A 26,720-nucleotide genomic window follows, 5' to 3' on the forward strand; every position below is an offset into this window, starting at 1 on the left:
TACCGCAATAGTGGCTTACCGCACCTTCGCCAGGGCACCCTTGGCAGTGGCGGCGGTCCAACGTTTAGTGGCGCACAGGCGCCTCCCCGCCGAGAGAACCCAGCCGATGATGAACCTGTTGCACTGGCGCGTACTGGTCGCCGTGGCCGACACCGGCAGCCTGGCCCAGGCGGCCGAGCAGTGCGCCCTCAGCAGCGCGGCCGCCAGCCAGGCCTTGAGCGAGTTGGAACAGCAACTGGGCGCGCCGCTGGTGCTACGCGAAGGGCGCCAAGCGCGGCTTACCGCCTTGGGTGAAGAAGTGATCGGCGACGCCCGGCAGATGCTCGCGCTCTACCACAGCCTGCGCCAGCGCGTGGCCAAGCGCTTGGGCCTGCACCACGGCTGCATTCACCTGGGCGCCTTCGAGCACCCACTGTTCGACGCCCTGGCCGGGCCGCTGGCGGAATTTCGCGCGCTGCACCCGCAGGTGCAGATCCAGACCGTGCACGGCCAGCCGGCCGACATGCCGGCTTGGCTGGCCCGCGGCAGCGTGGACCTGGCGCTGACGCTGGACAGCGGCCAGGGCTTGGCACTGGGCAAGGACGATTGGTGGGTAGCGGTACCCGCAGCGCACCCGCTGGCGCGCCGCGACCGTGGCAGCCGCTTGCGCTTGGGTGAGTTGGCCAGCTTGCCCTTTGTGCTGGCCCACCCCGAGCAGGTGCAACCGCTGTTTGCCCGCGCCGGGCTGGCGCTGGAGAACGTCAGCCGCCAGCCCGCTGACTGGGCCGCGGCGGTGAGTTGTGTGCGCGAAGGCTATGGGGTCAGCTTGCTGCCGGCTAGCTGCTTGCCCGCGCGGCGCGAGGGGGTGGCGCTGTTTGGCCTGGCGCCGGCGCTGGCCCAGCGCTTGAGCCTGGTGGCGCGTGAGGGGGCGCAGCCGGCGGTGGCGGTGTTGCTGGATTATCTCAAGGCTGGGCAGCCGGCCTGAGGTTCAGGGCCCTTCGCCCGACACAGCCGGCCTCCCACTGGTTGTATGTTTCGTTGTAAATCAATGGCTTACACAAATCTGGTGGGAGGCCGGCTGTGCCGGGCGAAGGGCCCTGAAGCTCATGCACAAAATCCGCAGAGCTCACAGATTGATCCCTCCATGAAGCCCTGAAATAGCTTAAGTGAACAGCATTACGGCACAGCCGGGGCCGTCAAAGGTCGCGCAGGATCCACGCCAGCGCCCGCCACGGGTACTGCTCGCCGAGGGCGGTGCCGCGGCAGCCTGGGTCATGCACAAAGGAGCGGTCAGCGTGCAGCGCGGTTTGCACGCTGTGGCAGAACGGGCAACGGACCATGTCGGCTTCCAGCGCCCACTGGCGCCCCCACTCGGCCATCTGCTCGCCCATCTTCAGGCGGCGCGCCCGGTTATCGTCGTTGATCAACTGACCGCGCCCTCCTCGCGAACTGCAGCGTCTTAAATCTTGGGTGGGGCGGTGGCCACACCTGCGCGAGGGTACAGGATGACACTCTTTTTACCTAGCCCGAGGCGGCGAGCGGTGTGTGACGCCAATCACAATGCCTGCGCGGCATCGGCCTGGTCGCTCCAGGGCACCTGCACGGCGGCGCGGCCACGGTGGGCCTCGATGGCCCGCGCGTTAGGCTCATCGGTCACCCGCACCCAGTGCTCGGCCTGCTCGCGGCTGCGCCCGTAGCGCATGTGCCGCGCCACCAGCCGCGCGCGGCGTTCGTCAGCCGGCACGTCAACGTACCAGCACTCGTGGAACAACCCCGCCAGCGGCGCCCAGGGGCCTTCGGGCAACAGCAGGTAGTTGCCCTCGCTGATCACCAAGCGGGCATCGGCCGGTACCGCGATGGCGCCGGCGATGCCCTCCTCCAGCGCGCGGTCGAAGTACGGGGCATACACCAGTTCATCGCCGGGCTGCTCGCGCAGGCGCTGCAACAGCGCGCGGTAGCCGGCGGCGTCGAAGGTGTCGGCGGCGCCCTTGCGCCCAGCGCGGCCAAGCCGGGCCAGCTCCTGGTTGGCCAGGTGGAAGCCGTCCATCGGCACCACCACCGCCTGCTCGCCCAAGGCTTCAGCCAGTAGCCGGGCCACGGTGGACTTGCCCGCGCCAGGGGCGCCGGCGATGCCCAGCAGGCTGCGCGGGCGTTGCGCGATCAGCGCCTGGGCGCGTTGAACGAGGGCGGCGGGTAACTGCATGGGGGCGTGGCTCCGGTGGCTGAATCGTTTCAAAAGGACACAAAAAATTACAAATAATTGCACTAATCGTTATCGCGCACGTCTCTTGGTTCATCTGCCCAGCGGCTGGGCAGCGGGATGGAGACCCACATGCACGCGACACACACCCCTCTCGCCGCGGCCCGGCGCCAGCCCGGGCTGGTGATCCTGATCGCGGTGATCGCCGCCCTCGGCGGCCTGCTGTTTGGCTACGACACCGGCATCATCGGCGTCGCCCTGCTCGGCCTTGGCCGGGAATTTGCCCTGAACGACACCCTCAAGCAACTGGTCACCGGCGGCATTATCTTCGGCGCGCTGTTTGGCTGCCTGGGTACCGGGCCGTTGTCCGACCATTTCGGGCGGCGCCGCTCGATCATCCTGGTGGGGGTGGTGTTTGCCCTCGGCTCGCTGCTCTCGGCCGGCTCCAGCAACGTGACGATGCTGGTGGCGTCGCGGTTTCTGCTCGGCCTGTCGGCGGGTAGCTCGACACAGATCATCCCGGTGTACATCGCCGAGGTGGCGCCGCCAGAGCACCGCGGCAAGCTGGTGGTGCTGTTCCAGTTCATGGTGGTGTTCGGCATTACCGTGGCCTACTTCACCGGCTTCGCCCTGGGCGAGCACTGGCGCTGGATGTTCGCCCTCGGCGTGGTGCCGGCGGTGATCCTCCTGGCCGGCATGGCGGTGCTGCCGGAAAGCCCACGCTGGCTGTTGATCAAGCAGCGCGAGGCGGATGCCCAGGCGGTGCTGGAGAAGGTCCGCGGCGACCGCAACGCGGCGCAGGCGGAGATCGAAGAAATCAAGACCGTGGCGCTGAAGCAAGCCGAAGGCACCTGGAAAGACCTCTTCGCCCCCTGGGTGCGCCCGGCGCTGGTGGTCGGCGCGAGCATCTCGATGTTCTCGCAGATCACCGGCAACAACGCGCTGATCTACTACGCGCCGACCATCCTCACCCAGGCCGGGTTCTCCGATGAAATGGCCGTGCTCGCCACCGGCGCCAGCACCCTGCTGGTGGTGATCATGACGGTGATCGGCAGCGTGTTGGTCGACCGCTACGGGCGGCGCCGCTACCTGCTGTGGATGATCCCGGGCTCGATCGTCGCGCTGGCGCTGATGGGCTACCTGTTCCAGGGCGCCGGGCCGACCACCGACACCGAGCGCTACCTCACCGTGGCCTGCCTGGCGGCCTACCTGATGCTCAACTGCGGCGGCTTCGGCGTGTGCATCTGGCTGATCAACGCCGAGGTGTACCCGTTGTTCGTGCGCGGCAAGGGCGCCAGCGTGGGGGCCTTCAGCCATTGGTTCTTCGACCTGCTGGTGACCCTGACCACCCTCAGCCTGGTCACCTGGCTGGGCATTGCCCACACCCTGTGGCTGTACACGGCGATCTCGCTGGTGTCGCTGGTGTTCATCTACCGCTGTGTGCCGGAAACCCGCGGGCGCAGCCTGGAGTCGATCGAGCACGCGCTGCGCGCTGATCACTTCTACCCCTATAAAGAGAAGGCTACCCAGGCCAAGGCCGGCGCTCAGTAGCGGCCTTTCATCAGCGCGCGCACGTCGATGCGCGACCATTCCCGCGCCGGCCCATGGGCCGGCGGTGGCGCCCAGCGTTCAGCGGCTTCGGTGATCAGCCCGTGCAGGCGCTCCCATTCGGCGAAGCCGTCGAGCAACCCTTGGTAGTACAGCGCGTTGATCCAGCCCAGGGCGATGCCGGTGCTGAGCATCAGCGCCGGTTGGTCGTCGCTGTACTCCAGGTCTGCCACCAGTTCGTCGAACTTGGCCAGCAATTGTTGTTTGTCCATGTGGCTGGGCCTCCCGTATGCCTATTGATGTCGACCGGGGCTCAGGTTGATTTGTTTCTTTTCATGTAGCAAGCGGCGCCGCGAGTCTGCCGCGGCGAACCGTTGCCCCGGGAAGGCGTCCATTGGCAAAGGCCCGTGCGCGAGGAAGCGAACATGAGCAGCACCGCGAAAAAGACCAAACCCAAGCTCTGGGACCGGATCAAGCAGCGCGTAACCGACAGCGACAAGGGCGGCCGCCCGGGGCAATGGAGCGCGCGCAAGGCGCAACTGGCCACCCAGGACTACCAGCGCGAAGGCGGCGGCTATGAGGGGCCGAAACGCGCCGACAACGGCCTGCGCGAATGGGCCGAGCAAGAGCGCCTGAGCAAGCTGAGCAAACCGGCGTTGCTGGAGAAGGCCAGCGCGCTGCGCATTCGTGGCCGTTCGCGAATGAACAAGGTGGAATTGATCGAGGCGCTGGAAAAAAATACCGCGACTGTTCGCTGATCGAACGCTATCGGATCGCCAGCTTGCGGTAATATTGACACTCGTCAAGCCGGGAGGTATCTATGTACCACCCAGTTAGTTTTTGCCCCTCCCGGCGCAATACCAACGGCCAACATAAAAAGCTCGATAATAAAAACAACGGAGATCGCCATGGCTAGCCATGACACCCACGGTTCCAACCAAACGAAAAAAGCGACCGCCAGCGGATGGGTCGGCTCGGCGCTCGAATACTACGACTTCTTCATCTACGCCCAGGCGGCGGCACTGATTTTCCCGCAAATCTTCTTCCCTTCGACCGATCCGAAAATCGCGATCGTGGCCTCGTTGGCCACTTACGGCGTGGGTTACGTTGCCCGCCCAATCGGTGCCTTCGTGCTGGGCCACCTGGGTGATACCCGCGGCCGCAAGAACGTCCTGCTGATGTGCATGTTCCTCATGGGCCTGGCCACCATGGCCGTCGGCCTGCTGCCCACCTACAACCAGGTCGGCGTGTTGGCGCCGGTGCTGCTGGTGGTGCTGCGCCTGATCCAGGGCTTTGCGGTGGCCGGGGAAATCTCCGGGGCCAGCTCGATGATCCTCGAGCACGCGCCCTTCGGCCGGCGAGGCTATTACGCCAGCTACACCCTGCAGGGCGTTCAGGCCGGGCAAATCTTCGCCGCGGCGATCTTCCTGCCGCTGGCTTACTTCATGCCTGACGACGCCTTCAACAGCTGGGGCTGGCGGATCCCGTTCCTGCTCAGCGCCATCGTGCTGATCGCCGGTTTGATCATCCGCAAGGAAGTGCACGAAACCCCGGTGTTCACCGAGGAAACCGCGGCCGCGAAAACCCCGAAATCGCCGATCGCCGAAGCCTTCCGCTACAACTGGCGGAACATGGGCCTGGTGATGTGCATGGCGCTGATGAACGTGATCCCGGTGGTCGCGACCATCTTCGGCGCCGCCTACGCGGTGCAACCGGCCTACGGCATCGGCTTCTCGAAAAGCGTGTACCTGTGGATCCCGGTGGTGGGCAACATCGTCGCCGTGCTGGTGATCCCGTTCGTAGGCAACTGGTCCGACAAAGTCGGCCGCCGGCCGATGATCATCGGTGGCGCGCTGGGTTCGGGGCTGCTGTCGTTCGGTTACCTCTATGCGATCAGCATCCACAACGTACCGCTGGCCTTCGCCATGTCGCTGCTGATGTGGGGCGTGGTCTACCAGGGCTACAACGCGGTGTTCCCAAGCTTCTACCCTGAGCTGTTCCAGGCCCGCTACCGGGTGACCGCCATGGCCATCTCGCAGAACGTCGGCACCATGTTCACCGCGCTGCTGCCGGCCCTGTTCGCCGCCGTGGCCCCGCCCGGCTCGGACAACATCCCGATGACCGTGGGCAGCCTGGCCTTCGCCATCACCGTGATCTGCGCCGCGGCGGCCTACAAGGCCCGCGAAACCTACCGCATCCCGATGAATGAACTGGGCCTGCGCGACGCCCAGCCGATGCAAAAGCAGGACTACGACGCCCAGCGCATGCAGGCGGCCGAGGTTCGCCACTGATCGGTTGAAGGTGATGAAGAACCCCCGCCTGTGTGCGGGGGTTCTTTTTTTGCGGTATCGCTAGCGTTCCAGCCCCAGGCGCTGGTGCCAATCTGCGATCGACTCCTGCGGGTACCCGTCGAAGCGCTTGTCATCCGCCCCACCCTGCACCTCGACCCAGGTTGCCTTCGAATCGATCAGCAAGTGGGTATGCTCCGGCGGCACCGGCAGGTCGGTATCTATGGCGCTGGCAAAGGGGTGGATCAGCTCCGGCCACTCTGGGCTGAACAGCCACAAGCCGCTGCCGCACTGGTTGCAAAAGTGTCGCTCGGCGCTGCTGGTGGTTTCTTCGCCGCCGCCGCGCATTTTCGCGTGGTACACGCTGATGTGCTGCTTGCCCTTGACCGTCAGGCTGCTGGCATCGCCGCCGAGGTTGATGGCGTAGCCGCCACCGCCCTGGGTTTTACGGCAGATCGAGCAATAGCAGCGTTGGTAAGGGTACGGGTGGGCGCTGTTCAGGCTGAAGGTAACGGCGCGGCAATGGCAGGAGCCTTCGAGGTGCATGGCGGTTCTCCTTGGCGTGGTGGTCAAGGGGAGACCCGCCCGGCGCCCATTCAGTTTCTTAGGCTATGTACGAAATCGCTTGAAACTTGGTTATGCGGCGTTGAAAACCAGCTCGGAATGCTCATTGACAACCAGTCAACTCCGCTTCCTCGCCGGTTTTCGCCTTGCCTAACCCGCGTTTCAATCAATTTCGTACACAGCCTAAATATCGCCCGCTGGCCGCCACCGCGGCCAACAGCACGATCAGCACGCCCAGGGCCCACAGCAGGTTGCTCAGGTGGGCAAGAAACCCGATCAGCGCCGGGCCCAGCAGGATGCCCGCATACCCCATGGAAATCACCGCCGGGATCGCCACCCGCTGTGGCATGCGGGTTTGCCGGCCGACTGCGGTGAACAGCACTGGCACGATATTGGCGCAGCCCGCGCCCACCAGCCCGTAGCCCAGCAGCGCCACCGGCCAGCCCAGTGGCAGCAACGAAATTCCCAGCCCCAGCGCCGCCAGCAGGCCGCCGAACAGCACCACCTTGGGCCCACCCAGGCGGCTGACGATACCATCGCCGGTCAAGCGCCCGGCGGTCATCATCGCCGCGAAGGCGGCATAGCCCAGCCCTGCCCAGCTCGGCGGCATCGCCCGCTCGCCCACCAGGAACACCGCGCTCCAGTCGAGCATGGCGCCTTCGGTCATGAACACGATGAAGCACAGCGCGCCGAGAAACAGCACCACCCCGTGGGGCACCGCGAAGGCCGGGCCATCGCGCTCGCTGCCATAGGGCAGGAAGTGCCGCCCCGCCCACAGCAGCAAGGCCACCGTCAGCGCGACCACGCAGAGGGTGGCCGGCAACGCCTCCAGCCCCAGGCTGAGCAGCCCGGTCATGCCCGCCGCGCCGGCAATGCCGCCGACGCTGAACAAGCCGTGAAAGCCCGACATCAGCGGCCGGTCACTGGCTTTTTCGACCAACACCGACTGGATGTTCATTGCGCAATCGAGCAGGCCCATGGCGGCGCCGAACAGCAGGATCGCCGGCACCAGCGCGGCGAGGCTGGAGAGCGTGGCCAGCAACGGCAAGGTCAGGCAAATGCCCAGCGCGCCCAGCACCATCACCCAGCGGCAGCCGCGCACACTGGCCAGGTGCCCGGCCAGCGGCATGCTGGCGATCGAACCGGCGCCCAGGCCCAGCAGCAACAGCCCGAGGGTGCCGTCGTCCAGGGCCGCGCGGCTTTTCGCCAGCGGCACCAGCGGCGCCCAGGCGGCCATGCACAAGCCGGCAATAAAGAAGGCAACACGGGTGGAAAAACGCTCGGCGGCGCCCACGGGCGGGTGCTGGAAGGGTTCGGGGGCGGTCATGGCAGGCCGGGTCCATCAGGCAGAAAGCGCATACCCTCGGCCTTGCCAGGGGAAAAATCAAGCCGACCGGCGCGAAGGCGTTCGGTTCCAGTGCCGAGCCGCAAGGCCAGCACGCTGAGCTGGCCAGCGTTTGACGCGCTGGCGCAACTCCCCTACCCTCCGCGCTCCACCGCCTGGCGCGGGAAGCCGGTGAGAAACCGGCGCGGTCGCGCCACTGTATGCAGGCGTTGTCTCAACCCCTGTAAGCCAGACCCCCGCCAGGCCCATCCCCCCTTGGAGGCGCGTGATCCTCCGGAGTGTGTTGCATGCGTAGCGTTATCTGCGCCACGGCCTTGTTCGGCCTGGCCCTGCCCGCCCTGGCGGCGAATTACCCGGTCAGCCTGAACAACTGCGGCCACCGCCTGACCTTCAGCGCCGCCCCCGAACGGGTGGTGAGCATCGGCCAGGCCAGTACCGAAATCCTCCTGAGCCTGGGCCTGGCCGAGAAGATAAAGGGCACCGCGCTGTGGTTCGGGCCGCTGCCGGCACCGCTGCAGGCCGCGGCCGCGGGCATTCCCCGGCTGGCCGACAACGCCCCTAGCCTGGAAGCCGTGGCCGGCCAACTGCCGCAACTGGTCACCGCCCAGTACACCTACGACATCGGCCCCCAGGGCGATGTCGGCACCTTCGAGCAGTTCCAAGGCTTGGGCATCCCGGCCTATGTGTCGCCCAGCGATTGCGAGGGCAAGGCGCTGACCGCCACCAGCAATGGCGATGGCGCCCGCGAGGTGCCGTTCAGCCTGGCGCTGATCGACCGCGAAATCACCGAGCTGGGCCAGGTGTTCGATGTGCCGGCGCGCAGCCAGGCGTTGATCGCCGAACAGCACGCGCGGCTTGCACGGGCAGTGGCCAAGGCGCAGGCGCAACGCCAGCCGGCGTCGGTCGTGTTCTGGTTTTCCAGCGCCCGCCTCGAGGGCGACGCCTGGGTCGCCGGGAACACCGGCGTGCCGGCCTGGGTGGCGCGCACCCTGGGCCTGCGCAACGTGATCGACAGCCACGATGAGTGGCCCAATGTGAGCTGGGAACAGATCGCCAAGCAAGACCCGGATTACCTGGTGATCACCCGCATGGACCGGCGCCGCTACCCGGCCGACGACGTCGACAAAAAACTCGCATTCCTGCGCAGCGACCCGGTCGCCTCGCAACTGAGCGCGGTGCGCAATAACCGGGTGATCGTGGTCCAGGCGCAAGCGCTGAACCCATCGTTGCGGGTGATCGACGCTCTTGAAGACGTCGCCGCCGGCCTGGGGCCCGCACACCCATGAGGCGCCGCCGTGGCAGCCTGTTGCTGCTCGGGCTGTTGGCGCTGCCGGTGTCGATGTTGCTGGCGGCGTCGATCGGCGAAGTGCGCCTGCCCTGGCTGACCACCCTGCACGCGGTGCTCAACGGCCTGGGCCTGGGCCAGTGGCCGGTGGCGCCGATCCAGCAAGGCATCGTCTGGGACTACCGCGCCAGCCGCGCGGTGGTGGCGGCCTGCTGCGGCGCCGGCCTGGCGGTGTGCGGCACGTTGTTGCAAGCGTTGCTGCGCAATGCCCTGGCCGAACCCTACGTACTGGGCATCAGCGCCGGCGCCTCGACCGGCGCGGTGCTGGTGATGTTGCTGGGGGTTGGCGGCGCGGCCTTGGGGCTGCCGCTGGGGGCCTTCCTCGGCGCCAGCCTGGCCTTCGTGCTGGTGCTGGCACTGGCCGCCCGCCTCGACGGCGGCCCCACGCGCATGCTGCTGGCCGGGGTGGCCGGCTCGCAGTTGTTCAATGCCTTGACCGCCTACATCGTTTCCACCTCGGCCAACGCCGAACAGGCCCGCAGCGTGATGTTCTGGCTGCTCGGCAGCCTGGCCGGGGTGCGCTGGGGCGACGCCGGGCTGGCCGCCGCGGTGGTGTTGCCCGGGCTGTTGGCCAGTGCCCTGTGCGCGCGCTTGCTCGACGCCTTCACCTTTGGCGACAACGCCGCGGCCAGCCTTGGCGTGCCGGTACCGGCGCTGCGCCTGGCGCTGCTGGGGCTGACCGCCCTGCTCACCGCCACGCTGGTGAGCATCGTCGGCGCGGTGGGCTTCGTCGGGTTGGTGATCCCCCACGCCGCGCGCTTTATCGTCGGCCCCGGGCACGCCCGGCTGTTGCCGGCGGCGGCGCTGATCGGCGCGCACTTCGTGGTACTGGCCGACATCGCCTCGCGCCTGCTGGTGCCGCAGCAGGTGCTGCCAATCGGCGTGGTCACCGCGCTGGTCGGCGCGCCAGCGTTCGCCTGGATCCTCTACCGCAGCGGGCAACGCCGGTGAGCCTGCACGGCCGTGACCTGAGCTGGCGCCTGCGCGGCCACCCGCTGCTGGCCGGGGTCAGCCTGCGGGTGCCCGACGGCGGCGTGCTGGGGCTGATCGGGCCGAACGGCTCGGGCAAATCCTCCCTGCTCAAACTGCTTGCCGGGCTGGCCTGGCCAGACCACGGCGAAGTGCTGCTGGCCGGCACGCCGCTGGCGCAGTGGCGCCGCCGCGCGCTGGCACGGCGCCTGGCAGTGGTGGAGCAACACGCCCACACCGAGGCCGACGTTACCGTGCAGGAGGTGGTGCGCCTGGGCCGCACGCCGCACCTGGGGCTGCTCGGCGGCGCCGGCGCCGAGTGCGATGCCGCCGTTAGCGCAGCGCTGCGCCAGGTGGGCCTTGGCCAGCAGCACCGGCGCGCCTGGCACAGCCTCTCCGGCGGCGAACGCCAGCGCGTGCAGATCGCCCGCGCGCTGGCCCAGCAACCGCGCGAACTGCTGCTCGACGAGCCGACCAACCACCTTGACATCCAGCACCAGCTCGAGCTGCTTGCCCTGCTGCAGCAGCTACCGGTGACCTGCGTGGTGGCCCTGCACGACCTGAACCTGGCCGCGCGTTTTTGCGACCGGCTGGTGTTGTTGCATCAAGGCAGGGTACTGGCTGAAGGCACGCCCGAAGGGGTGCTCACGCCGAGCCTGATTGCCCAGGCGTTCGGGGTGCAGGCCCAGGTGGAACGCTCGGCGTTGACTGGCCGGTTGCGGGTAGAGTGCCTGGGCTGACGGGCTTGCTGGCCTGGCACTTTGCCAACGCCCAATAAAAAACCCGCCGAGGCGGGTTCTTCGTTCCAGACCATCCAGCGTCCTGCCGGCGGCCTCCGAGGCCTATGGTCGATCGTCCTTGATCACCGGTGCCTGTTCCGTGGCACCGTTTGGATGTGTGTAGATTAGGGCCTGGCTGGGTGCGTGGAAATAGGCGTTCGCTGCGCCGTGATGTAAGCCTTTCGCCATAGCCCCTGTGCGCCGCGGTCAATGGGAAAAATGCGTGCTGCGCACGCGCATGGCGCGGTCGAGCTCGCCCAGTACCACGTGGGCATAACGCTGCCAGCCGGCGGCGATCTGCCGGGTGCGGGGCATGTCGCTGGGCAGCCAGCGCTCCGGCGGCAGGCCGTGGCCGGTGACCAGGCCCATCTCGCGGCCCACTCGAGGGAGGAAGTCTTCATACAGGGCCAGCATGCGGAACGGGTGCACCGGCTCGCCGGGGTGATCGAGGGCAAAGCCCAGGTGCGGGGAGAACGAGTCCGGCCCGTCGGCCGCGACCACCTCGCGCACCAGTTGGCTCATGCGCGGCCCCCCCAGGGGGTGGTGGTCAGCCTGCAGGGCCTCGTCCAATTGCTGCAACAGCCCGTCGAGGGTCCGGGTGCGCGGGAGTGCCAGGGTCAGCGGAGGGTCATCGTTCATCTGCGGTTCTCACTACGCTTAGGGTTAACGCCTAAGCCTAGAAGCCCTGCCGCGCGGCCGCGAACTCGTTTTACCAATGGTCAGGCGTCGCCGCCGCGCTTGCCCCGCCCGCCGAGCACCCAAACGAAGAACACCGGCACCAGCAGCACCCCCAGCAGCGTGGCACTGAGCATCCCGCCCAGCACCCCGGTACCGATCGCCCGCTGGCTGGCGGCACCCGCGCCATGGGCCACCACCAGCGGCAGCACCCCGAGCATGAACGCCAGCGAGGTCATCACGATCGGCCGCAGCCGCAGCCGCGCGGCGGTCATGGCCGCGTCGCGCAGGCTGGCGCCGCCCTGCTGCAGGGCGCGGGCGAACTCGACGATCAGGATCGCGTTCTTCGCCGCCAGGCCGATGATGGTCACCAGCCCCACCTTGAAGTACACATCGTTGGGCATGCCGGCGGCGCTCACCGCCGCCACCGCGCCGAGGGCGCCGACCGGTACAATCAGCATCACCGCCAGCGGCACCGCCCAGCTTTCGTACAGCGCCACCAACAGCAGGAACACCACCACAATGGCCAGGGCAAACAATTGCCCGGCCTGGCCGCTGGCGATCCGCTGCTGGTAAGACAACCCCGTCCATTCGTAGCCGATGCCCTTGGGCAGCGCGGCGAGCATGCCCTGCAGCTCGGCCATCGCCTGGCCGGTGCTCACCCCGGGAGCCACGTCACCGCTGATGCGGATGCTCGGGTAGCCGTTATAGCGGGCGATCTGTACCGGGCCGTTTTCCCAACTGGCGGTGATGAACGCGCGCAGCGGCACCAGCGCCCCGCTCGCCCCCGGCACCTGCAACTGCAGCACCTGGTCGGGGGCCATGCGGGTGCGGGTTTCGGCCTGGATCACCACCCGCTGCTGGCGCCCGGCATTGGTGAAGTCGTTGACCACCGCCGAGCCGAAGGCGCTGGACAGCGCCGCGCTCAGGGTGTCGAAGGCCACCCCCAGGGCTTGGGCCTTTTCCCGGTCGATGCTCAACCGCAGTTGCGGTGCGTCGGCCAGGCCTTCCATCATCGCGTAGAGGAAGGTCGGGCTTTTCGCGGCCGCGCCGAGCAGTTGGTCACGGGCCGCCAGCAATGCCTCGCGGCCCAGGCCGGCGCGGTCTTGCAGGCGCAAGGCGAAGCCGCCGGAGTTGCCCAGGCCGTCGATCGGCGGCGGGGTGACCGCCAGCAGGTTGCCGTCCATCGACTGGGCAAAGCGGGCGTTCACCTGGGCGCTGATCGCTTGCGCCGAGCTGTTGGCATCGCGCTGGCCCCAGTCGGTCAAGGTGGGAAAGGCCAGCGCGGCGTTCTCGCCCATGCCGGAAAAACTGAAGCCCAGGATGAAGAACGTCGCCCGCACCGCCGGGTTCTGCCCCAGGTACTGCTCCAGGGCTTCGCCAGTGGCCGAAGTGCGCGCCTGGGTGGCGTTGGCCGGCAGTTGCACGTCGACGATCAGGTAGCCTTGGTCTTCGACCGGCACGAAGGATTCAGGCAGGCGCAGGTAGCCCCAGCCCAGCAGCACCACCAGCACCGCGTAGGCCAGCATCGGCCGCTCGGGGCGGCGCAGCAGCCAGCCGTTGAGGGTGCTGTAGCGCGCAGTGAGCCGCGCCAGGCCGCGGTTGAACAGGCCAAACAGCCCGCCCTTGGCGTGGTCCCCGGGCGCCACCGGCTTGAGCAAGGTGGCGCACAAGGCCGGGGTGAACGTCAGCGCGACCAGCCCGGAGAACAAGATCGACACCGCCAGCGACAGTGAAAACTGCCGGTAGATCACCCCCACCGAGCCGGCCATGAACGCCATCGGCACGAACACCGCCGCCAGCACCAGGGTGATCGCAACGATCGCCCCGCCCACCTGGTTCATCGCCTTGGCGGTCGCCGCCACCGGCCCCAGGCCTTCCTCGGCCATGATCCGCTCGACGTTCTCGACCACCACGATGGCATCGTCGACCAGCACGCCAATGGCCAGCACCATGCCGAACATCGTCAGCATGTTCACCGAAAACCCCAGCGCGTACATCACCGCCAGGGTGCCAAGCAGGCACACCGGCACCACCAGCGTGGGGATCAGCGTGTAGCGCAGGTTCTGCAGGAACAGGAACATCACCAGGAACACCAGCAGCATGGCCTCGGCCAGGGTTTGCAGGACCTTGCCGATGGCCACGTCAACGAACAGCGAGGTGTCGTACGGCACCGACCACTCCACGTCGCTGGGGAAGTTCTGCGCCAGCTCGCCCAGGCGTTGGCGCACCGCCTCGGCGGTGGCCAGGGCATTGGCCTCTGGCGCCAACTGGATGGCCGCGCCCACCGCCGGCTTGCCGTTGAGCCGGGTGCCGAAGTTGTAGTCCTGGCTGCCCAGCTCGACCCGCGCCACGTCGCGCAGGCGCACGCTGGCACCGGTTTCGCTGGCGCGCAGCACGATGCCGCCGAACTGCTCGGCGGTGATCAGCGTGCCTTGCACCGCGAGCGTGGCGGTCAGTTCCTGGCCCGGCGCGCCGGGCGCGGCACCGAACGCGCCGGCCGGCACCTGGATGTTCTGCGCGGCAATCGCCGCGCGCACATCGTCGATGCCCAGCCCGTAGCCGATCAACGCCTGCGGGTCGACCCACACCCGCATCGCCGCCTCGGAGGCGAAGAACTGCACCTTGCCGACGCCGGGCAGGCGGCGGATTTCATTGTTGACGCTGCGCGCGGCGTAGTCGGCCAGCGCCACTGGGTCTTGCCGGGCGGCACCGGCCTTGTAGCTGAGGGCGTAGATCAGCAGAAAGCCAGCGCTGGTTTGCTGCACGTCGATGCCCTGGGCCAGCACCGCCTGGGGGATGCGCGCCTCGGCCTTCTTCAGGCGGTTCTGCACGTCGATTTGCGCCAGCGCCGGGGCCACGCCGGGCTTGAAGGTGACGACGATCTCGGCCACGCCGTTGGCATTGCTGGTCGACTCGAAGTACAGCAGCCCGGTGGCGCCATTGAGCTCGTCTTCGATCACGCTGGTGACCGTGTCGGCCAGCACCTGCGCCGAGGCGCCGGGGTAGCTGGCGGTGATGGTGATCTGTGGCGGCGCCACGTTGGGGTACTGCGCCACCGGCAGCAGCGGCAGCGCCAGCAACCCGGCCAGGCAGATGAACAACGCGACGACCCAGGCGAAGTTGGGCCGCTGGATGAAAAACCCGGAGAGTTTCATGGCGCTGGCACCACCTGCACGCGGTCGCCCGGGTTGACCGCGCCCTGGCCGCCGACGATCACCTGCTCACCGGGCTTGAGCCCGGCGCTGATCTGCCAGCCGTCGGGGAGCATCGCCCCGGTACTCACCGCCCGCGCCTCGACCACGCCCTCGGCGCTGACCAGCAACACCTGGGCCGCGCCAGTGGCGGTGTGCTGCACCGCCCGCTGCGGCACCACGATGGCCGCCGGGTCGATGCCCTGTGGCGCGCGCACCCGGACGTACATGCCCGGCAGCAGCCATTTGTCTGGGTTGGCGAAACGCCCGCGCAGGCTCACTTGGCCGGTTTGCCGGTCAACGCTGACATCGCTGAACACCAGTTCCCCCGGCACCCGCCGCTCCAGGCTTTCGACCCCCAGGCTGAGCGCCGCCGGGGCGCCGCCGCTGGCCTGGGCCTGGCGCAGGCGCAGGCGCAGGGCGTCGGCGACCGGCTGGGTGAAGTCGGCGTAGACCGGGTCCAATTGCTGAATACGCGCCATCAGCGTGGCCTCGCCCTGCCCCACCAGCGCGCCTTCGGTGACCAGCGCGCGGCCGATGCGCCCGGCGATCGGCGCGCGCACCGTGGCGTAGCCGAGGTTGAGCTGGGCGGTGTCGAGGTCGGCCGCCGCGCTCTGCCGGGTGGCCTCGGCGGCCTTGAGGTTGACCCGCGCGCTGTCGAGGTCCTGGCCGCTGACGGCGCCCTCGCTGGCCAGCGCTTCGGCGCGGTTGAGCCGGGCACGGGTGTCGAACACCTGCGCCTCGCTGCGCGCCAGCTCGGCGCGGGCGCGGGCCACGGTGGCGCGCAGCGGCGCCGGGTCGATCTGGAACAGCAGCTCGCCGGCCTGCACGTCGGCGCCCTCGTTGAACACCTGCTTGAGCACCACCCCCGGCACCCGCGCGCGCACCTCGGCGACCCGTACCGGTTCGATCCGCCCCGGCAGCTCGGCGAACAGCGCCAAGGGCGCGGCATGGGTGGTGACCACCTGCACCTGCCGCGGCGCCGGCGCCTCGGCCGCCGGCGGCTTGTCGCAACCGCCCAGCCCACCCAGTACCAGCACGGCAAGGCCCGCGCAACGCCAACGGCGCAGTGAACCACAGGTCGTCATAAGGCCTCCCAGGCCAGATCGCAAAGCGGCGATCATAGAGCAACGCTTCCATTGAGACAATAATGTCTCATTTGAACCTATTTTAATTATTTCACTATGTAACGCAGGGTTATTTGGGCACAATGCTCAGCGTAAGCCCTCAGCCTGGACCCCTGGATGCGCCGCACCGAACTGGACGATACCCTGCTCAAAGCCCTGGCCGTGGCCATCGTCGACCGCCCGCGGGCGACCGTGAAGGCCCTGGCCGAAGCCGTGGGCGTGAGCAAGGCAACCCTGCACCGGCTGTGCGGCACCCGCGAGGCGCTCATTGAGCAACTGATGGCCCACACTTCGGTGGTGATGAAGCGCCTGATCGCGGCCGCCAACCTGGAACACGCCGCCCCGCCCGAGGCGTTGCGCGCACTGATCGACGGCCACCTGGCCGAGCGCGAGCTGCTGCTGTTTCTGATCTTCCAGTACAAACCCGACACGCTCGCCTGGACCGACCCCGCCAGCCCATGGAACCCCTACATCGCCGCGCTCGACGGGTACTTCCTGCGCGGCCAACAGGCCGGGTTCTTCCGCATCGACATCAGCGCCGCGGTGCTCAGCGACCTGTTCGCCTCGCTGCTGATCGGCATGATCGACGCCGAACGCAACGGCCGCGCCGCGCCGGCGGCGTCGGCGCGGGTTTTGGAGAGTATGTTCTTGCGGGGGGCGGCGGGGTGATCTTCGAAGGAACTGTAGAGCTGTAGTGAGCTGGCGCCCCTTCGCCCGGCACCGCCGGGCGAAGGGGCGATCGGCGCTAAACGATTACCCCTGCGCACTGCTCCAATCCACCCAACCAAACTGCCAGGTCGCCAGGATCACCAGGCCGAAGGCGATCCGGTACCAGGCGAACACCGCATAGCTGTGGTTGGCGATGAACTTGAGCAGCGCGCGCACGGCGATCATGGCGAAGATGAACGACACCACGAAGCCCAGCGCGAACACGGGGAAATCACTGGCCTGGAACAGGTGGCGGTACTTGTAGCCCGAGTAAACCGCCGCGCCGACCATGGTCGGCATCGCCAGGAAGAACGAGAACTCGGTGGCCGCCTTGCGCGACAGGCCGAACAACAGGCCGCCGATGATGGTCGAGCCGGAGCGCGAGGTACCGGGGATCATCGCCAGGCACTGGCAGCAGCCCACCTTCAGCGCATCGCTCCAGCGCATGAAGTCGACATGATCGACCCGCACGGTGTGCTGGCGTTTTTCCGCCCAAAGCATGACGAAGCCGCCGACCACCAGGGCCACCGCCACGGTGATGGGGTTGAACAGGTATTCCTGGATCTGGTCGGCGAACAGCACACCGAGAATCACTGCCGGGAAGAACGCCAGCATCAGGTTGACGGTGAAGCGCCGCGCCTTGGGCTCGCTGGCCAGGCCGCCGACCACTTCAAGGATTTTGCGGCGGAATTCCCACACCACCGCGAGGATGGCGCCGAGCTGGATGATGATGTTGAACGCTTTGAAACGCTCACCGCCAAAGCCGAGCAGGTCGGCGACGATGATCTGGTGCCCGGTGCTGGAAATGGGCAGGAATTCCGTGAGCCCCTCGACGATGCCGAGGATAATAGTTTGCGTAGCCGTCCAAACGTCCATCTTTCCCCCTGGTGGGCCCGTACTGATAAGGCGGGCCGCGTTATTGCGTTCAATTTAAAGATGGCAGCTTGAAAAAAACGTGAAACTTATCAACAGGTTCGTAAAGCTAATTATGGATGCGGCGGTTTTCTGACCCTCGGATAATAGCCCAATGCCACGACTCTCCGATAAAAACCGTGTAACAGCAGTTCAGCGGCGACGAACGGTGCCCAGTTAACACGCAACGCATTACAATCGCTAGCGTGGTGATATCGGAGTGAAAGCATGTCGAACCTCGAATGGCTGGCAGTGGCCATCAGCGCCTTGTCGGTGTGGCTGACGGTGATCCGCACCCCTTGGTGCTGGCCGATCGGCCTGGTGGGCGTGGCGTTGTACGCCTGGCTGTTCTTTACCGTGAAGCTGTATTCCGATGCCCTGCTGCAGGTGGTGTTCGCCGTGCTGCAACTGTATGGCTGGTGGCAATGGACCCGCGGCGGCGCGGCCCACGAGGGCCGCCCGCTCAGCCGCCTGGGCGGGCGCGGCATTGCCCTGGGCCTGGCCTGCGGCGCGGCCGGCGCGCTGGCGCTGGGGGCGCTGATGGCGCACTTCACCGACGCCGAGCAGCCCTGGCTGGATGCCGCGCTCACCGCTTTCAGCCTGGTGGCCCAGGCCTGGATGGCGCGCAAGTACCTGCAATGCTGGCCGCTGTGGCTGGCGATCGACGTGGTGTACGTAGGCCTGTACCTGTTCAAGGGGCTGAACCTCACCGCCGCGCTGTACGTGGTGTTCGTCGCCCTGGCCGCGCTGGGCTGGCGCCAGTGGCGGGCCGCGCCGGCGCCGGCAGCGTGAAGGTGGTGGCACTGCTGGGCCCGGAGTCGGCCGGTAAAAGCCGGCTGGCCGAGCAGCTGCGGGCGCACTTTGGCGGCGAAGTGGTCGGCGAGTACGTGCGCGAATACTTCGCCGCCCTGGGCCGCGACACCTGCCTGGCCGACATCACCCCGATCGCCCGCGGCCAACTGGCCCGCGAAGACGCCGCGCGGGCCCGCGCGCCGGCGCTGCTGCTGCTCGACACCCACCTGCTGAGCAACCGTTTGTGGAGCCTGGCGCTGTTCGGCGCCTGCCCGCGCTGGCTCAACCCCACCCTGCTCAGCCGCCATTACGACCTGCACCTGCTGCTGTCGCCCCACGGCGTGCCCTGGCAGGCCGACGGCCAACGCTGCCAGCCGGCGCTGGAACAACGCCTGGCGTTTTTCGACGCCAACCGCCACTGGCTGGAACTGCACGGCCAGCCTTATGCCGTGCTGGAGGGCGACTGGGCCGCCCGCGAAGCCGCAGCGGTGCGGCACGTTGCCACACTCCTGGGCGGCGCTTAATACCCTGCCGTTGGTCTGCCGGCGGCGCCGCTATTGAATTAAACCGACAAAAAAACGTCAGAGGCAGCAACAACGCCGCGCGGTTTTTTTAAAGTTTTTTCAAAACCGGTGTGACTCCACCCGGCACGGCAAGCATCCACACTTTCAACCGGCCGCAAAACACACCGTGAAGCCGCGGCCACATTTTTGTTTGGTCACTAGAGAGTCCGAACCCCATGAATGCATCACTGCGCGTCAACGAAGCCCTTCTGATCGCCGGTAACGCCTTCCAGCCCTTCCAATGCGTGGCCTGGGCGCCAGACGCCAATGGCGCGCTGAGCCTCGCCGTGGTCGACCGCACCAGCACCCGCATCGGCCAGGCGCTGCTGCCAAGCAGCACTTACACCGACGCCCAACAACTGGCCACGCGCCTTCAGGAAGTTCGCCAGGAACTTCAGGAAGAAGGCTATTCGCTGCAGGCCTGGCACATGCCCGCCTAACTCGCTGCGGGGGAACTTAATACCCCCAAGTGCTGCCGATAGAGCGTCTGCGTTAACAAGCGGCGCTCGCCATGAATGCCTTCGACTGGCACCGGTTATTGCTGGAAAAGACCACCCCCAACTTTCTTTGGGAAGTCGCCGCGCGCACCCTGCTGGCCTATGTGGTGGTGTTCATCTTTCTGAAGATTGCCGGGCGCCGTGGCGTGCGACAGTTGTCGTTGTTCGAGTTGGTGGTGATCCTCACCCTTGGCTCCGCCGCCGGCGACGTGACCTTCTATGAAGACGTGCCGATCCTGCCGGTGCTGATGGTTTTCGTGGCGATGACCGTGCTCTACCGCCTGACCATTCGCCTGACCCAAGCCAGCACCCGCTTTGGCGAGTGGTTCGAGGGCAAGCCGATCCTGATTGTGCGTGACGGGCGCTTCGCCCTGCAGCACTTGGATGCCGGCAACGTCAGCCACGACGAATTCCTCATGGAACTGCGCCTGCACGGCGCTGAACACCTGGGCCAGGTGCGCCTGGCGTTTCTCGAGGTGAACGGCGATGTGAGCCTGTACTTCTATGAACGCGACCAGGTGCGCGCGGGGTTGTCGATCCTGCCGCGCGAGCATCGCGGGCCGCTGGAAGAAGCGCTGGAGCCGGGGTTGTATGCCTGCGAATGGTGCGGCGGGGTGCAGCGCCTGGCCACGGCGCAGCGGCTGCAGTGCCCGCATTGCCAGAAGCACGTGTGGAGCCGGGCGTTGGAGCATCCGCGGGCTTGAGGGCCCATCGCCCGGCACAGCCGGCCTCCCACGGGGTCTGTGTTGCGCCTAAAATCAATGGCTTACACAAATCTGGTGGGAGGCCGGCTGTGCCGGGCGAAGGGCCCGATCAAACACCATCAATATGCAGGTACTGCGCCCCCAACTGCTGCGCCAGCACCCTGCCCCGCCCCAATCTCAGTGCCCCGCGTTCAATATCCAGCAGCCAGGTGGCGCACCCCAACGGCTGCGCCTCGAGCTCGCGCACGCGGCCGTCGGTGATCACCAGGCAGCGCACCTGTTCCTCCGGGCACGCCGCGCGCCGGCGCGCCAGCCAGGGGCCGGCCAGGGCCAGGGCTTCAGCCAGCGGCGTGCCACCGCCGCCGCCCAGCGCTGCCAGCCAACCCTGCAAAGCGGCGCTGGCCTTCAACCCCTGGCGCGCCCACCGCGGGCTGGCGCCACTGGCGTTGAGCAGCGCCAGCCGGGCGCGGGCGCGATAGGCGCTGTCGAACAGCGCGGCCAGCACCCCCTTGGCATCGCGCAGGGCGCCGTGGCGCTGGGTAGACGCCGAGGCATCGACGATCACCAGCCACAACTGCGCCGCCGGGCCTTGGCGCAAGCGCCAGCGCAGCGCTGCGCGGGCCCGTGGCCGGCCAGCGGCCAGGGTCGCCGCCCAATCGATACGCCCGTGCTGTGTGCCGTGGCCCGCGTGACCGCGGGGGCCACGGCTCAGGGCTTTTTTGCCCAGCCGGGCAACTCCCGGCGCGCGCCTGTGGCCTCTGGCCGCGCCGGCATGGCGCCCCAATCGCCGCTGCCGGCGCTGCCCTCGGCATTGCCCCCCGCCTGCGGCGGTGGCGGTGGTGGCGGCGCTGTGGCGGCCTCAGGCGCGGCCTTGCGCCGATGGCGCAGGGCAAACTCGGCCACCGCGTCGATATCTTCCTGGGCGATCGCCGCCGCGCCGCGCCAAGCGGCGTGGGCACGGGCGGCGCGCAACCAGACCAAGTCGGCGCGCAGGCCATCGACCTGGGCGGCGTGGCAGCGCTCGTTGATCTGCGCCAGGGCTTGGTCATCCAGGGCAATGCTGCTCAGTTGCCCGCGCGCGGTGTCGCAACGCTCACGCAGCGCCGCCTGGGCCGCGGCCCAGTGCGCGGCAAACGCCAGCGGGTCGGCATCGAAGGCCAGCCGCCGGCGCACGATCTCACCGCGCTGGGACGGGCTGGGCACCTGCTCCAGCGCCAGGTTCAAGCCAAAGCGGTCGAGCAACTGCGGGCGCAGCTCGCCCTCTTCCGGGTTCATCGTGCCGATCAGCACAAAGCGCGCCGGGTGCTCGTGGCTGAGGCCGTCGCGCTCAACCCGGTTCACCCCGCTGGCGGCGACGTCGAGCAGCACGTCGACCAAGTGGTCTGGCAGCAGGTTGACCTCATCCACATACAGCACCCCGCCATCGGCGGCGGCCAGCACTCCGGGGGCGAAGCGCACCTGGCCGTGGCCGAGGGCGGCGTCCAGGTCGAGGGTGCCGATCAGCCGTTCTTCGCTAGCGCCCAGCGGCAGGGTCACGAACGCGCCCCCGGGCAACAGCGCCGCCAGGCCGCGGGCCAGGGTGCTCTTGGCCATGCCGCGCGGGCCTTCGATCAGTACGCCGCCGAGCTTCGGGTCGATGGCGGCCAGGCACAGGGCCAGCTTCAGGGCGTCGGCGCCGACCACGGCGGCGAGGGGGTAATGGGGCATCAGTGTTCTTCGCTGTCGATCAACTGGTCTTCAAGGGCCTGGCGGTAATCCCCCGGGGCCTGCCATAGGCCGCGCTGCTGGGCCTCGAGCAGGCGCTCGGTGATGTCACGCAGGGCCGCCGGGTTGTGCTGCTGCAAAAAGGCGCGGGTATCGGGGTCGAGCACGTAAGCCTCGGCGAGCATGGCGTACTGGTGGTCATCGACCAGTTCACTGGTGGCGTCGAAGGCGAACAGGTTGTCGACCGTGGCCGCCAGCTCGAACGCGCCCTTGTAGCCGTGGCGCTTGGCGCCTTCGATCCACTTCGGGTTGGCGGCGCGGCCGCGCACCACACGCGCCAGTTCTTCTTTGAGGGTGCGGATGCGCGGTACGTCGGCCACGCTGTGGTCGCCGTGGTAGCTGGCGGCCTCTTCGCCGCTGAGGTGGCGCACGGCGGCGAGCATGCCGCCCTGGAACTGGTAGTAGTCGTTGGAATCGAGCAGGTCGTGCTCGCGGTTGTCCTGGTTGTGCAGCACCGCCTCGACCCGGCCCAAGCGCGCGGCAAAGGCGCCACGGGCTTCTTCACCATCGCCGTCGGCGCCGCTGTAGGCGTAGCCGCCGTGGTTCAGGTACACCTCGGCCAAATCCGCGCGGTTGTTCCATAAGCGCCCTTCGATCGCGCCCTGCACCCCGGCGCCATAGGCCCCCGGCTTGGCCCCGAACACCCGCCAACTGGCCTGGCGCTGGGCCTGCTCGGCGCCCAGGCCCTCGGCCCGCAGCTGCGCGGCGGCCTCCCTCACCCGCGCGGCCAGCGGGTTCAGCTCGGCCGGCTCGTCCAGTTCGGCCACCGCCTGCACGGCGGCGTCGAACAGGCGGATCAGGTTGCCAAAGGCATCGCGGAAGAACCCCGACACCCGCAGGGTAACGTCGACCCGCGGGCGGTCGAGCAACGACAGCGGGAGGATTTCAAAGTCATCGACGCGCTGGCTACCGGTGGCCCACACCGGGCGCACGCCCATCAGCGCCAGGGCCTGGGCGATGTCATCGCCGCCGGTGCGCATGGTCGCCGTGCCCCACACCGACAAGCCCAGGTGCCGCAGGTAGTCGCCGTGGTCCTGCAGGTGCCGCTCGAGGATCAGGTTCGCCGAGGCAAAGCCGATGCGCCAGGCGGTCACCGTGGGCAGGCCGCGCACATCGACCGAATAAAAGTTGCGCCCAGTGGGCAGCACATCCAGCCGGCCACGGCTGGGCGCGCCGCTCGGGCCAGCCGGTACGAAGCGCCCGGCCAGCGCCGCGAGCAAGCCTTGCAGCTCCGCCGCGCCGCAGCCATCGAGGCACGGCGCCACCTGGTTGGCCAGGCCGGCGAGCACTTCGCGCACCGCGGCGAAGGCCTCGCCGGCCGGCGCCGCGGCACCCTCGACCAAGGCCAGGGCGTAGGCTTCCAAGCGCTCGCGGGTGTCGCCGTGGCTGCGCCAGGGCGCGCTGCTCAGCGCCGCCAGCTCGGCCGGGCGCGGGCCCTGCCAGGGCTCGCCGAACAGGCAGTCGAGCGGGTCGAAGCCCAGCCCCCAGGCCTTGGCCAGCGCCCGTGGCAGGCTGGCGTTGGCGCCTTGGCCATCGCCGCGCGGCACCCGCAGCAGTGCCACCAGGGTGTCGCTGCGCAGGCGCCCGGCCGGGGCCTCGCCGAACACGTGCAGGCCATCGCGGATCTGCGATTCCTTCAAATCGCACAGGTAGGTGTCCAGCTGCGGCAGCCACTCGCTGGCGTCCAGCGCGGTGTCCAGTTGCAGCTCGCGGTCCAGCGCGGTGGCGCGCACCAGCGCGAGGATGTCGCCCTGCAGCGCCAGGGCCCGGCGCGGGTCGAGCAGTTGCGCCTCGAAGTATTCGTCGGCCAGGCGCTCGAGGTCGCGCAGCGGGCCGTAGGTTTCGGCGCGGGTCAGCGGCGGCATCAAGTGGTCGATGATCACCGCCTGGGTGCGCCGCTTGGCCTGGGCGCCCTCGCCTGGGTCGTTGACGATGAACGGGTACACGTTCGGCATCGGCCCCAGCAGCGCATCGGGCCAGCAACTGGCACTCAGGCCCACGCCCTTGCCCGGCAGCCATTCGAGGTTGCCATGTTTGCCCACGTGCACCAGCGCGTCGGCGCGGTAGCTGTGGCGCAGCCAGAAGTAGAACGCCAGGTAGCCGTGGGGCGGCACCAGGTCCGGGTCGTGGTACACCGCGCTAGGGTCTAGCTGGTAGCCACGGGCCGGCTGGATGCCGACGAAGGTCAGGCCAAAGCGCAAGCCGGCGACCATCATGCGCCCGTCGCGGAACATCGGGTCGCTCATCGGCGCGCCCCACCGCGCGTTGACCGCCGCCCGCAGGCTGGCCGGCAGGCACTCGAACGCCGCGCGGTAGTCTGCCAGCGCCAGGCTTTGCGCGCAGGGGCGCTGGTCGAGGTGCTCCAGGTCGTTGGTGACCCCACCGAGCAGGGCGTGGATCAACGCCGTGCCACTGGCCGGCAAGCCCTCTACCGGGTAACCCTGCTGGCCAAGGGCGCGGAGGATGTTCAGCGCCGCGGCCGGGGTGTCGAGCCCTACCCCGTTGCCGATGCGGCCGTCGCGGGTAGGGTAGTTGGCCAGCACCAGGCCGATGCGTTTATCGGCGTTGGCGGTGCTGGCCAGCGCCGCCCAGCGCTTGGCCAATTGGGCCATGAAGGCCATGCGCTCGGGGTGGGCGCGGTAGCACACCACGTCGCTCTGGCTGCGCTCGCTGCGCCAGGCTAAATCCTTGAAGCTGATCGGCCGGCCGATGATGCGGCCGTCGAGCTCGGGCAGCGCGATGTGCATGGCCAGGTCACGCGGGCCGAGGCCCTGGGGGTTGGCCAGCCAGTCGGGCTCGTTGCTTTGCGCGCAGATCGCCTGCAGCACCGGGATGTCGCGGCGCAGCGGGCGCAGGTGCGGCGCCTCCGGGTTGCTCAGGGCAAAACCGGTGGTGTTGAGCACCACTGCGGCGCCGGCCTCGTCCATCCAGGCCTCGGCCTGGGCCAGGCAGGCGGGCTCCTTGAGGCTGGCCACGGCGATCGGCAAGGGGTTCACCCCGTGCTCGGCCAGCACCTGGCAAAACACATCCACGAACGCCGTGTTGGCCGCCTGCAGGTGCGAGCGGTAGAACAGGATCGGTGCCACCGGCGCGCCCGCCTGCCACTGCGCCTGCCAGGCGGCCAGGGTGGGCGTGGCCAGCCGTGGGTGGTACAGCGCCACCCGCGGCAGCGCCTGCGGTTCGGCCCAGGGCTGCGGGCAGCCGAGGTAGCGGTCGGCCAAAAAGCCGTACAGCCCGTGGGCGTTGCCCAGCCCTCCCTGGCGCAGGTAGTGCCACACCCGCTCGGCGTCTTCGCCAGGCACGTTGCACAGGGCCGCCAGCTCTGGGTCCGGGCGGTCGTCGCCGGGCACGAACAGCACCCGCACGCCGGCCTCGGCCAGCGCCAGCAGTTGCTCCACGCCATAGCGCCAATAACTCACGCCGCCGTGCAACGACACCACCACCACCTCGGCGTGGCGCAGCACCTGGTCGACGTAGAGGTCGACCGAGGCGTGGTTCTGCACCTGCATCGGGTTGGCCAGGCGCAGGCTCGGGTAGCCCTCGGGCAACGCCCGGGCGGCTTCGGCGAGCAGCGCCAGGTGCGAATCGCCGCTGCACAGGATCACCAGCCGCGCGGGCGTCTGGCCGAGGTCGGCAATGCTGTCGTCGGGCACGAAACCGCCCGGCTGGGTGCGCAACAGGTGCATCGGTCAGCCTTGCAACGCGGCCAGCAGCTCACCGCGCAGGGCTGCTTCGTTGAGTTCCTGGCCGATCAGCACCATGCGCGTGACGCGCGCCTCGCCGGCCTTCCAGGGGCGGTCGAAGTGCTTGTCGAAACGCTTGCCCACCCCTTGCACCAGCAGCCGCAGCGGCTTGCCCGGCACCGCCGCGAAGCCCTTCACACGGAGGATGCCGTGGCGCAGCACCAGGCTGGTCAGCGCCGCCAGCAGCTTGCCTTCGTCGGCCTCGGGCAGGTCGAGCGAGATGGAATCGAAGGCGTCGTGGTCGTGATCGTCTTCACCGTCGCCGTGGTGGCTGTCGTGGTGGGTGGCGCGGCCGTCGATGTGCGCTTCGGATTCCGCGCCCAGGCCCAGCAGCACTTCCAGCGGCAGGCGGCCGTTGCTGGCTTCGATCACTTTCACCGCCGGCGGCAGTTCTTCACACACCTGCTCGCGAACCTGCTTGAGGGTTTCGGCGGCGATCAGGTCGGCTTTGTTCAGTACCACCAGGTCGGCGCTGGCGAGTTGGTCTTCGAACAGCTCGTGCAGTGGCGACTCGTGGTCAAGGTTTGGGTCTTGCTGGCGTTGCGCGTCGACCTGCTCGGGGTAGGCGGCGAAGGTGCCGGCGGCCACCGCCGGGCTGTCGACCACGGTGATCACCGCGTCGACCGTGCAGGCGTTGCGGATTTCCGGCCACTGGAAGGCCTGCACCAGCGGCTTGGGCAAGGCCAGGCCGCTGGTTTCGATGAGGATGTGGTCGAGGTCGCCGCGGCGCTGCACCAGTTCGCGCATCACCGGGAAGAATTCTTCCTGCACGGTGCAGCACAGGCAGCCGTTGGCCAGCTCGTACACGCGGCCGTTGGCTTCTTCTTCGCTGCAGCCGATGCTGCACTGCTTGAGCAGGTCGCCGTCGATGCCCAGCTCGCCGAACTCGTTGACGATCACCGCGATGCGCCGGCCCTGGGCGTGGTCGAGCAGGTGGCGCAGCAGCGTGGTTTTGCCCGAGCCGAGAAAGCCGGTAACGATCGTGACGGGGGTTTTGGCCAGCGTTTTCATCAGGTGCCCTTTG

The 26,720-nt window shown here is 68.3% G+C and carries 25 protein-coding genes and 1 riboswitch; of the genes, 12 read left to right on the forward strand and 13 right to left on the reverse strand.

The window, feature by feature from the left end; translation table 11 throughout:
* The first annotated feature begins 106 nt into the window (after nucleotides 1-106).
* On the forward strand, nucleotides 107-964 hold the full coding sequence (locus tag ACFZCE_RS20395) for a LysR substrate-binding domain-containing protein (RefSeq protein WP_390942336.1): 858 nt from the start codon (nucleotides 107-109) through the stop codon (nucleotides 962-964).
* Nucleotides 965-1,175: 211 nt separating this feature from the next.
* Here ACFZCE_RS20395 and ACFZCE_RS20400 read toward each other — a convergent pair whose 3' ends face one another.
* Both ACFZCE_RS20400 and ACFZCE_RS20405 read right to left on the reverse strand, forming a co-directional pair.
* Complete coding sequence (locus tag ACFZCE_RS20400) at nucleotides 1,176-1,406, reverse strand: hypothetical protein (protein WP_390942337.1); 231 nt, start codon at nucleotides 1,404-1,406, stop codon at nucleotides 1,176-1,178.
* Nucleotides 1,407-1,534: 128 nt separating this feature from the next.
* Complete coding sequence (locus tag ACFZCE_RS20405) at nucleotides 1,535-2,182, reverse strand: nucleoside/nucleotide kinase family protein (RefSeq protein ID WP_390942338.1); 648 nt, start codon at nucleotides 2,180-2,182, stop codon at nucleotides 1,535-1,537.
* 129 nt (nucleotides 2,183-2,311) lie between these two features.
* On the opposite strand from ACFZCE_RS20405, the gene ACFZCE_RS20410 reads away from it, so the two are divergent.
* Complete coding sequence (locus tag ACFZCE_RS20410; RefSeq protein WP_390942339.1) at nucleotides 2,312-3,730, forward strand: sugar porter family MFS transporter; 1,419 nt, start codon at nucleotides 2,312-2,314, stop codon at nucleotides 3,728-3,730.
* Here ACFZCE_RS20410 and ACFZCE_RS20415 read toward each other — a convergent pair.
* Nucleotides 3,724-3,999, reverse strand: coding sequence for a hypothetical protein (locus ACFZCE_RS20415; protein ID WP_390942340.1), 276 nt, complete (start codon nucleotides 3,997-3,999; stop codon nucleotides 3,724-3,726). The genes ACFZCE_RS20410 and ACFZCE_RS20415 overlap by 7 nt on opposite strands.
* A 153-nt stretch (nucleotides 4,000-4,152) precedes the next feature.
* On the opposite strand from ACFZCE_RS20415, the gene ACFZCE_RS20420 reads away from it, so the two are divergent.
* On the forward strand, nucleotides 4,153-4,485 hold the full coding sequence (locus tag ACFZCE_RS20420) for a Rho termination factor N-terminal domain-containing protein (protein WP_390942341.1): 333 nt from the start codon (nucleotides 4,153-4,155) through the stop codon (nucleotides 4,483-4,485).
* A gap of 150 nt (nucleotides 4,486-4,635) precedes the next feature.
* A complete protein-coding gene (locus ACFZCE_RS20425) occupies nucleotides 4,636-6,018 on the forward strand; it encodes an MFS transporter (protein ID WP_390942342.1) in 1,383 nt (460 codons plus the stop codon).
* Nucleotides 6,019-6,078: 60 nt separating this feature from the next.
* On the opposite strand, the gene ACFZCE_RS20430 is transcribed toward ACFZCE_RS20425, so the two are convergent.
* Both ACFZCE_RS20430 and ACFZCE_RS20435 read right to left on the reverse strand, forming a co-directional pair.
* Nucleotides 6,079-6,561, reverse strand: coding sequence for a GFA family protein (locus tag ACFZCE_RS20430; RefSeq protein ID WP_390942343.1), 483 nt, complete (start codon nucleotides 6,559-6,561; stop codon nucleotides 6,079-6,081).
* Nucleotides 6,562-6,745: 184 nt separating this feature from the next.
* The gene (locus tag ACFZCE_RS20435) at nucleotides 6,746-7,906 is read right to left on the reverse strand and encodes an MFS transporter (protein ID WP_390942344.1); all 1,161 of its coding nucleotides are present in this window, start codon (nucleotides 7,904-7,906) and stop codon (nucleotides 6,746-6,748) included.
* A 180-nt stretch (nucleotides 7,907-8,086) separates the two neighbouring features.
* Nucleotides 8,087-8,159, forward strand: a riboswitch (cobalamin riboswitch).
* Nucleotides 8,160-8,211: 52 nt separating this feature from the next.
* Between ACFZCE_RS20435 and ACFZCE_RS20440 the strand changes: the two genes are divergently transcribed.
* The 3 genes from ACFZCE_RS20440 to ACFZCE_RS20450 are packed head-to-tail and all read left to right on the forward strand — an operon-like array spanning nucleotide 8,212 to nucleotide 10,978.
* Complete coding sequence (locus tag ACFZCE_RS20440) at nucleotides 8,212-9,210, forward strand: ABC transporter substrate-binding protein (protein ID WP_390942345.1); 999 nt, start codon at nucleotides 8,212-8,214, stop codon at nucleotides 9,208-9,210.
* A complete protein-coding gene (locus ACFZCE_RS20445; RefSeq protein ID WP_390942346.1) occupies nucleotides 9,207-10,220 on the forward strand; it encodes an iron chelate uptake ABC transporter family permease subunit in 1,014 nt (337 codons plus the stop codon). Before ACFZCE_RS20440 ends, ACFZCE_RS20445 begins: the two co-directional genes overlap by 4 nt.
* The gene (locus ACFZCE_RS20450) at nucleotides 10,217-10,978 is read left to right on the forward strand and encodes an ATP-binding cassette domain-containing protein (RefSeq protein WP_390942347.1); all 762 of its coding nucleotides are present in this window, start codon (nucleotides 10,217-10,219) and stop codon (nucleotides 10,976-10,978) included. The genes ACFZCE_RS20445 and ACFZCE_RS20450 overlap by 4 nt, the downstream gene beginning before the upstream one ends.
* Before the next feature lie 246 nt (nucleotides 10,979-11,224).
* Here the strand turns inward: ACFZCE_RS20450 and ACFZCE_RS20455 are convergent, their stop codons facing one another.
* The 3 genes from ACFZCE_RS20455 to ACFZCE_RS20465 form a co-directional block, all read right to left on the reverse strand.
* On the reverse strand, nucleotides 11,225-11,656 hold the full coding sequence (locus tag ACFZCE_RS20455) for a hypothetical protein (RefSeq protein ID WP_390942348.1): 432 nt from the start codon (nucleotides 11,654-11,656) through the stop codon (nucleotides 11,225-11,227).
* An 80-nt stretch (nucleotides 11,657-11,736) separates the two neighbouring features.
* The gene (locus tag ACFZCE_RS20460; protein ID WP_390942349.1) at nucleotides 11,737-14,850 is read right to left on the reverse strand and encodes a multidrug efflux RND transporter permease subunit; all 3,114 of its coding nucleotides are present in this window, start codon (nucleotides 14,848-14,850) and stop codon (nucleotides 11,737-11,739) included.
* Nucleotides 14,847-15,974, reverse strand: coding sequence for an efflux RND transporter periplasmic adaptor subunit (locus ACFZCE_RS20465; protein ID WP_390942350.1), 1,128 nt, complete (start codon nucleotides 15,972-15,974; stop codon nucleotides 14,847-14,849). Before ACFZCE_RS20465 ends, ACFZCE_RS20460 begins: the two co-directional genes overlap by 4 nt.
* Nucleotides 15,975-16,130: 156 nt before the next feature.
* On the opposite strand from ACFZCE_RS20465, the gene ACFZCE_RS20470 reads away from it, so the two are divergent.
* Complete coding sequence (locus ACFZCE_RS20470) at nucleotides 16,131-16,682, forward strand: TetR/AcrR family transcriptional regulator (RefSeq protein WP_390942351.1); 552 nt, start codon at nucleotides 16,131-16,133, stop codon at nucleotides 16,680-16,682.
* 84 nt (nucleotides 16,683-16,766) lie between these two features.
* On the opposite strand, the gene ACFZCE_RS20475 is transcribed toward ACFZCE_RS20470, so the two are convergent.
* Complete coding sequence (locus ACFZCE_RS20475; protein ID WP_390942352.1) at nucleotides 16,767-17,597, reverse strand: undecaprenyl-diphosphate phosphatase; 831 nt, start codon at nucleotides 17,595-17,597, stop codon at nucleotides 16,767-16,769.
* A gap of 264 nt (nucleotides 17,598-17,861) precedes the next feature.
* Between ACFZCE_RS20475 and pnuC the strand changes: the two genes are divergently transcribed.
* From pnuC to ACFZCE_RS20495, 4 genes are all read left to right on the forward strand, one after another.
* Nucleotides 17,862-18,425: a nicotinamide riboside transporter PnuC gene (pnuC, locus tag ACFZCE_RS20480; protein ID WP_390942353.1), complete on the forward strand. Its 564-nt coding sequence runs from the start codon at nucleotides 17,862-17,864 to the stop codon at nucleotides 18,423-18,425.
* Nucleotides 18,422-18,949 carry an AAA family ATPase gene (locus tag ACFZCE_RS20485; protein ID WP_390942354.1) on the forward strand — a complete coding sequence of 176 codons (528 nt, stop codon included), beginning with the start codon at nucleotides 18,422-18,424 and terminating at the stop codon, nucleotides 18,947-18,949. Before pnuC ends, ACFZCE_RS20485 begins: the two co-directional genes overlap by 4 nt.
* Before the next feature lie 215 nt (nucleotides 18,950-19,164).
* Nucleotides 19,165-19,428, forward strand: a complete 264-nt coding sequence (locus ACFZCE_RS20490; protein WP_390942355.1) for a hypothetical protein — start codon at nucleotides 19,165-19,167, stop codon at nucleotides 19,426-19,428.
* Nucleotides 19,429-19,499: 71 nt separating this feature from the next.
* Nucleotides 19,500-20,189 carry a YetF domain-containing protein gene (locus ACFZCE_RS20495; RefSeq protein WP_390942356.1) on the forward strand — a complete coding sequence of 230 codons (690 nt, stop codon included), beginning with the start codon at nucleotides 19,500-19,502 and terminating at the stop codon, nucleotides 20,187-20,189.
* Nucleotides 20,190-20,298: 109 nt separating this feature from the next.
* On the opposite strand, the gene ACFZCE_RS20500 is transcribed toward ACFZCE_RS20495, so the two are convergent.
* The 4 genes from ACFZCE_RS20500 to cobW all read right to left on the reverse strand — a co-directional run bounded on the left by ACFZCE_RS20500 (nucleotide 20,299) and on the right by cobW (nucleotide 26,707).
* Entirely contained in the window at nucleotides 20,299-20,787 is a 489-nt protein-coding gene (locus tag ACFZCE_RS20500; protein ID WP_390942357.1) for a VWA domain-containing protein, read from the reverse strand.
* A gap of 110 nt (nucleotides 20,788-20,897) precedes the next feature.
* Nucleotides 20,898-21,896, reverse strand: coding sequence for an AAA family ATPase (locus tag ACFZCE_RS20505; RefSeq protein WP_390942358.1), 999 nt, complete (start codon nucleotides 21,894-21,896; stop codon nucleotides 20,898-20,900).
* On the reverse strand, nucleotides 21,896-25,639 hold the full coding sequence (cobN, locus tag ACFZCE_RS20510; RefSeq protein WP_390942359.1) for a cobaltochelatase subunit CobN: 3,744 nt from the start codon (nucleotides 25,637-25,639) through the stop codon (nucleotides 21,896-21,898). The genes ACFZCE_RS20505 and cobN overlap by 1 nt, the downstream gene beginning before the upstream one ends.
* 3 nt (nucleotides 25,640-25,642) lie before the next feature.
* The gene (cobW, locus tag ACFZCE_RS20515; protein WP_390942360.1) at nucleotides 25,643-26,707 is read right to left on the reverse strand and encodes a cobalamin biosynthesis protein CobW; all 1,065 of its coding nucleotides are present in this window, start codon (nucleotides 26,705-26,707) and stop codon (nucleotides 25,643-25,645) included.
* Nucleotides 26,708-26,720: the final 13 nt, after the last annotated feature.

This window comes from Pseudomonas sp. NPDC007930, assembly GCF_042958985.1.
Classification (GTDB): domain Bacteria; phylum Pseudomonadota; class Gammaproteobacteria; order Pseudomonadales; family Pseudomonadaceae; genus Aquipseudomonas.

Coding starts and splice junctions, on each gene's coding strand:
- ACFZCE_RS20505 (WP_390942358.1), bottom strand. CDS start 21,896: ATGCCCCATTACCCCCTCGCCGCCGTGGTCGGCGCCGACGCCCTGAAG.
- ACFZCE_RS20420 (WP_390942341.1), top strand. CDS start 4,153: ATGAGCAGCACCGCGAAAAAGACCAAACCCAAGCTCTGGGACCGGATC.
- ACFZCE_RS20465 (WP_390942350.1), bottom strand. CDS start 15,974: ATGACGACCTGTGGTTCACTGCGCCGTTGGCGTTGCGCGGGCCTTGCC.
- ACFZCE_RS20490 (WP_390942355.1), top strand. CDS start 19,165: ATGAATGCATCACTGCGCGTCAACGAAGCCCTTCTGATCGCCGGTAAC.
- cobW (WP_390942360.1), bottom strand. CDS start 26,707: ATGAAAACGCTGGCCAAAACCCCCGTCACGATCGTTACCGGCTTTCTC.
- ACFZCE_RS20435 (WP_390942344.1), bottom strand. CDS start 7,906: ATGACCGCCCCCGAACCCTTCCAGCACCCGCCCGTGGGCGCCGCCGAG.
- pnuC (WP_390942353.1), top strand. CDS start 17,862: ATGTCGAACCTCGAATGGCTGGCAGTGGCCATCAGCGCCTTGTCGGTG.
- cobN (WP_390942359.1), bottom strand. CDS start 25,639: ATGCACCTGTTGCGCACCCAGCCGGGCGGTTTCGTGCCCGACGACAGC.
- ACFZCE_RS20425 (WP_390942342.1), top strand. CDS start 4,636: ATGGCTAGCCATGACACCCACGGTTCCAACCAAACGAAAAAAGCGACC.
- ACFZCE_RS20415 (WP_390942340.1), bottom strand. CDS start 3,999: ATGGACAAACAACAATTGCTGGCCAAGTTCGACGAACTGGTGGCAGAC.
- ACFZCE_RS20470 (WP_390942351.1), top strand. CDS start 16,131: ATGCGCCGCACCGAACTGGACGATACCCTGCTCAAAGCCCTGGCCGTG.
- ACFZCE_RS20475 (WP_390942352.1), bottom strand. CDS start 17,597: ATGGACGTTTGGACGGCTACGCAAACTATTATCCTCGGCATCGTCGAG.
- ACFZCE_RS20440 (WP_390942345.1), top strand. CDS start 8,212: ATGCGTAGCGTTATCTGCGCCACGGCCTTGTTCGGCCTGGCCCTGCCC.
- ACFZCE_RS20495 (WP_390942356.1), top strand. CDS start 19,500: ATGAATGCCTTCGACTGGCACCGGTTATTGCTGGAAAAGACCACCCCC.
- ACFZCE_RS20460 (WP_390942349.1), bottom strand. CDS start 14,850: ATGAAACTCTCCGGGTTTTTCATCCAGCGGCCCAACTTCGCCTGGGTC.
- ACFZCE_RS20430 (WP_390942343.1), bottom strand. CDS start 6,561: ATGCACCTCGAAGGCTCCTGCCATTGCCGCGCCGTTACCTTCAGCCTG.
- ACFZCE_RS20445 (WP_390942346.1), top strand. CDS start 9,207: ATGAGGCGCCGCCGTGGCAGCCTGTTGCTGCTCGGGCTGTTGGCGCTG.
- ACFZCE_RS20410 (WP_390942339.1), top strand. CDS start 2,312: ATGCACGCGACACACACCCCTCTCGCCGCGGCCCGGCGCCAGCCCGGG.
- ACFZCE_RS20395 (WP_390942336.1), top strand. CDS start 107: ATGATGAACCTGTTGCACTGGCGCGTACTGGTCGCCGTGGCCGACACC.
- ACFZCE_RS20405 (WP_390942338.1), bottom strand. CDS start 2,182: ATGCAGTTACCCGCCGCCCTCGTTCAACGCGCCCAGGCGCTGATCGCG.
- ACFZCE_RS20455 (WP_390942348.1), bottom strand. CDS start 11,656: ATGAACGATGACCCTCCGCTGACCCTGGCACTCCCGCGCACCCGGACC.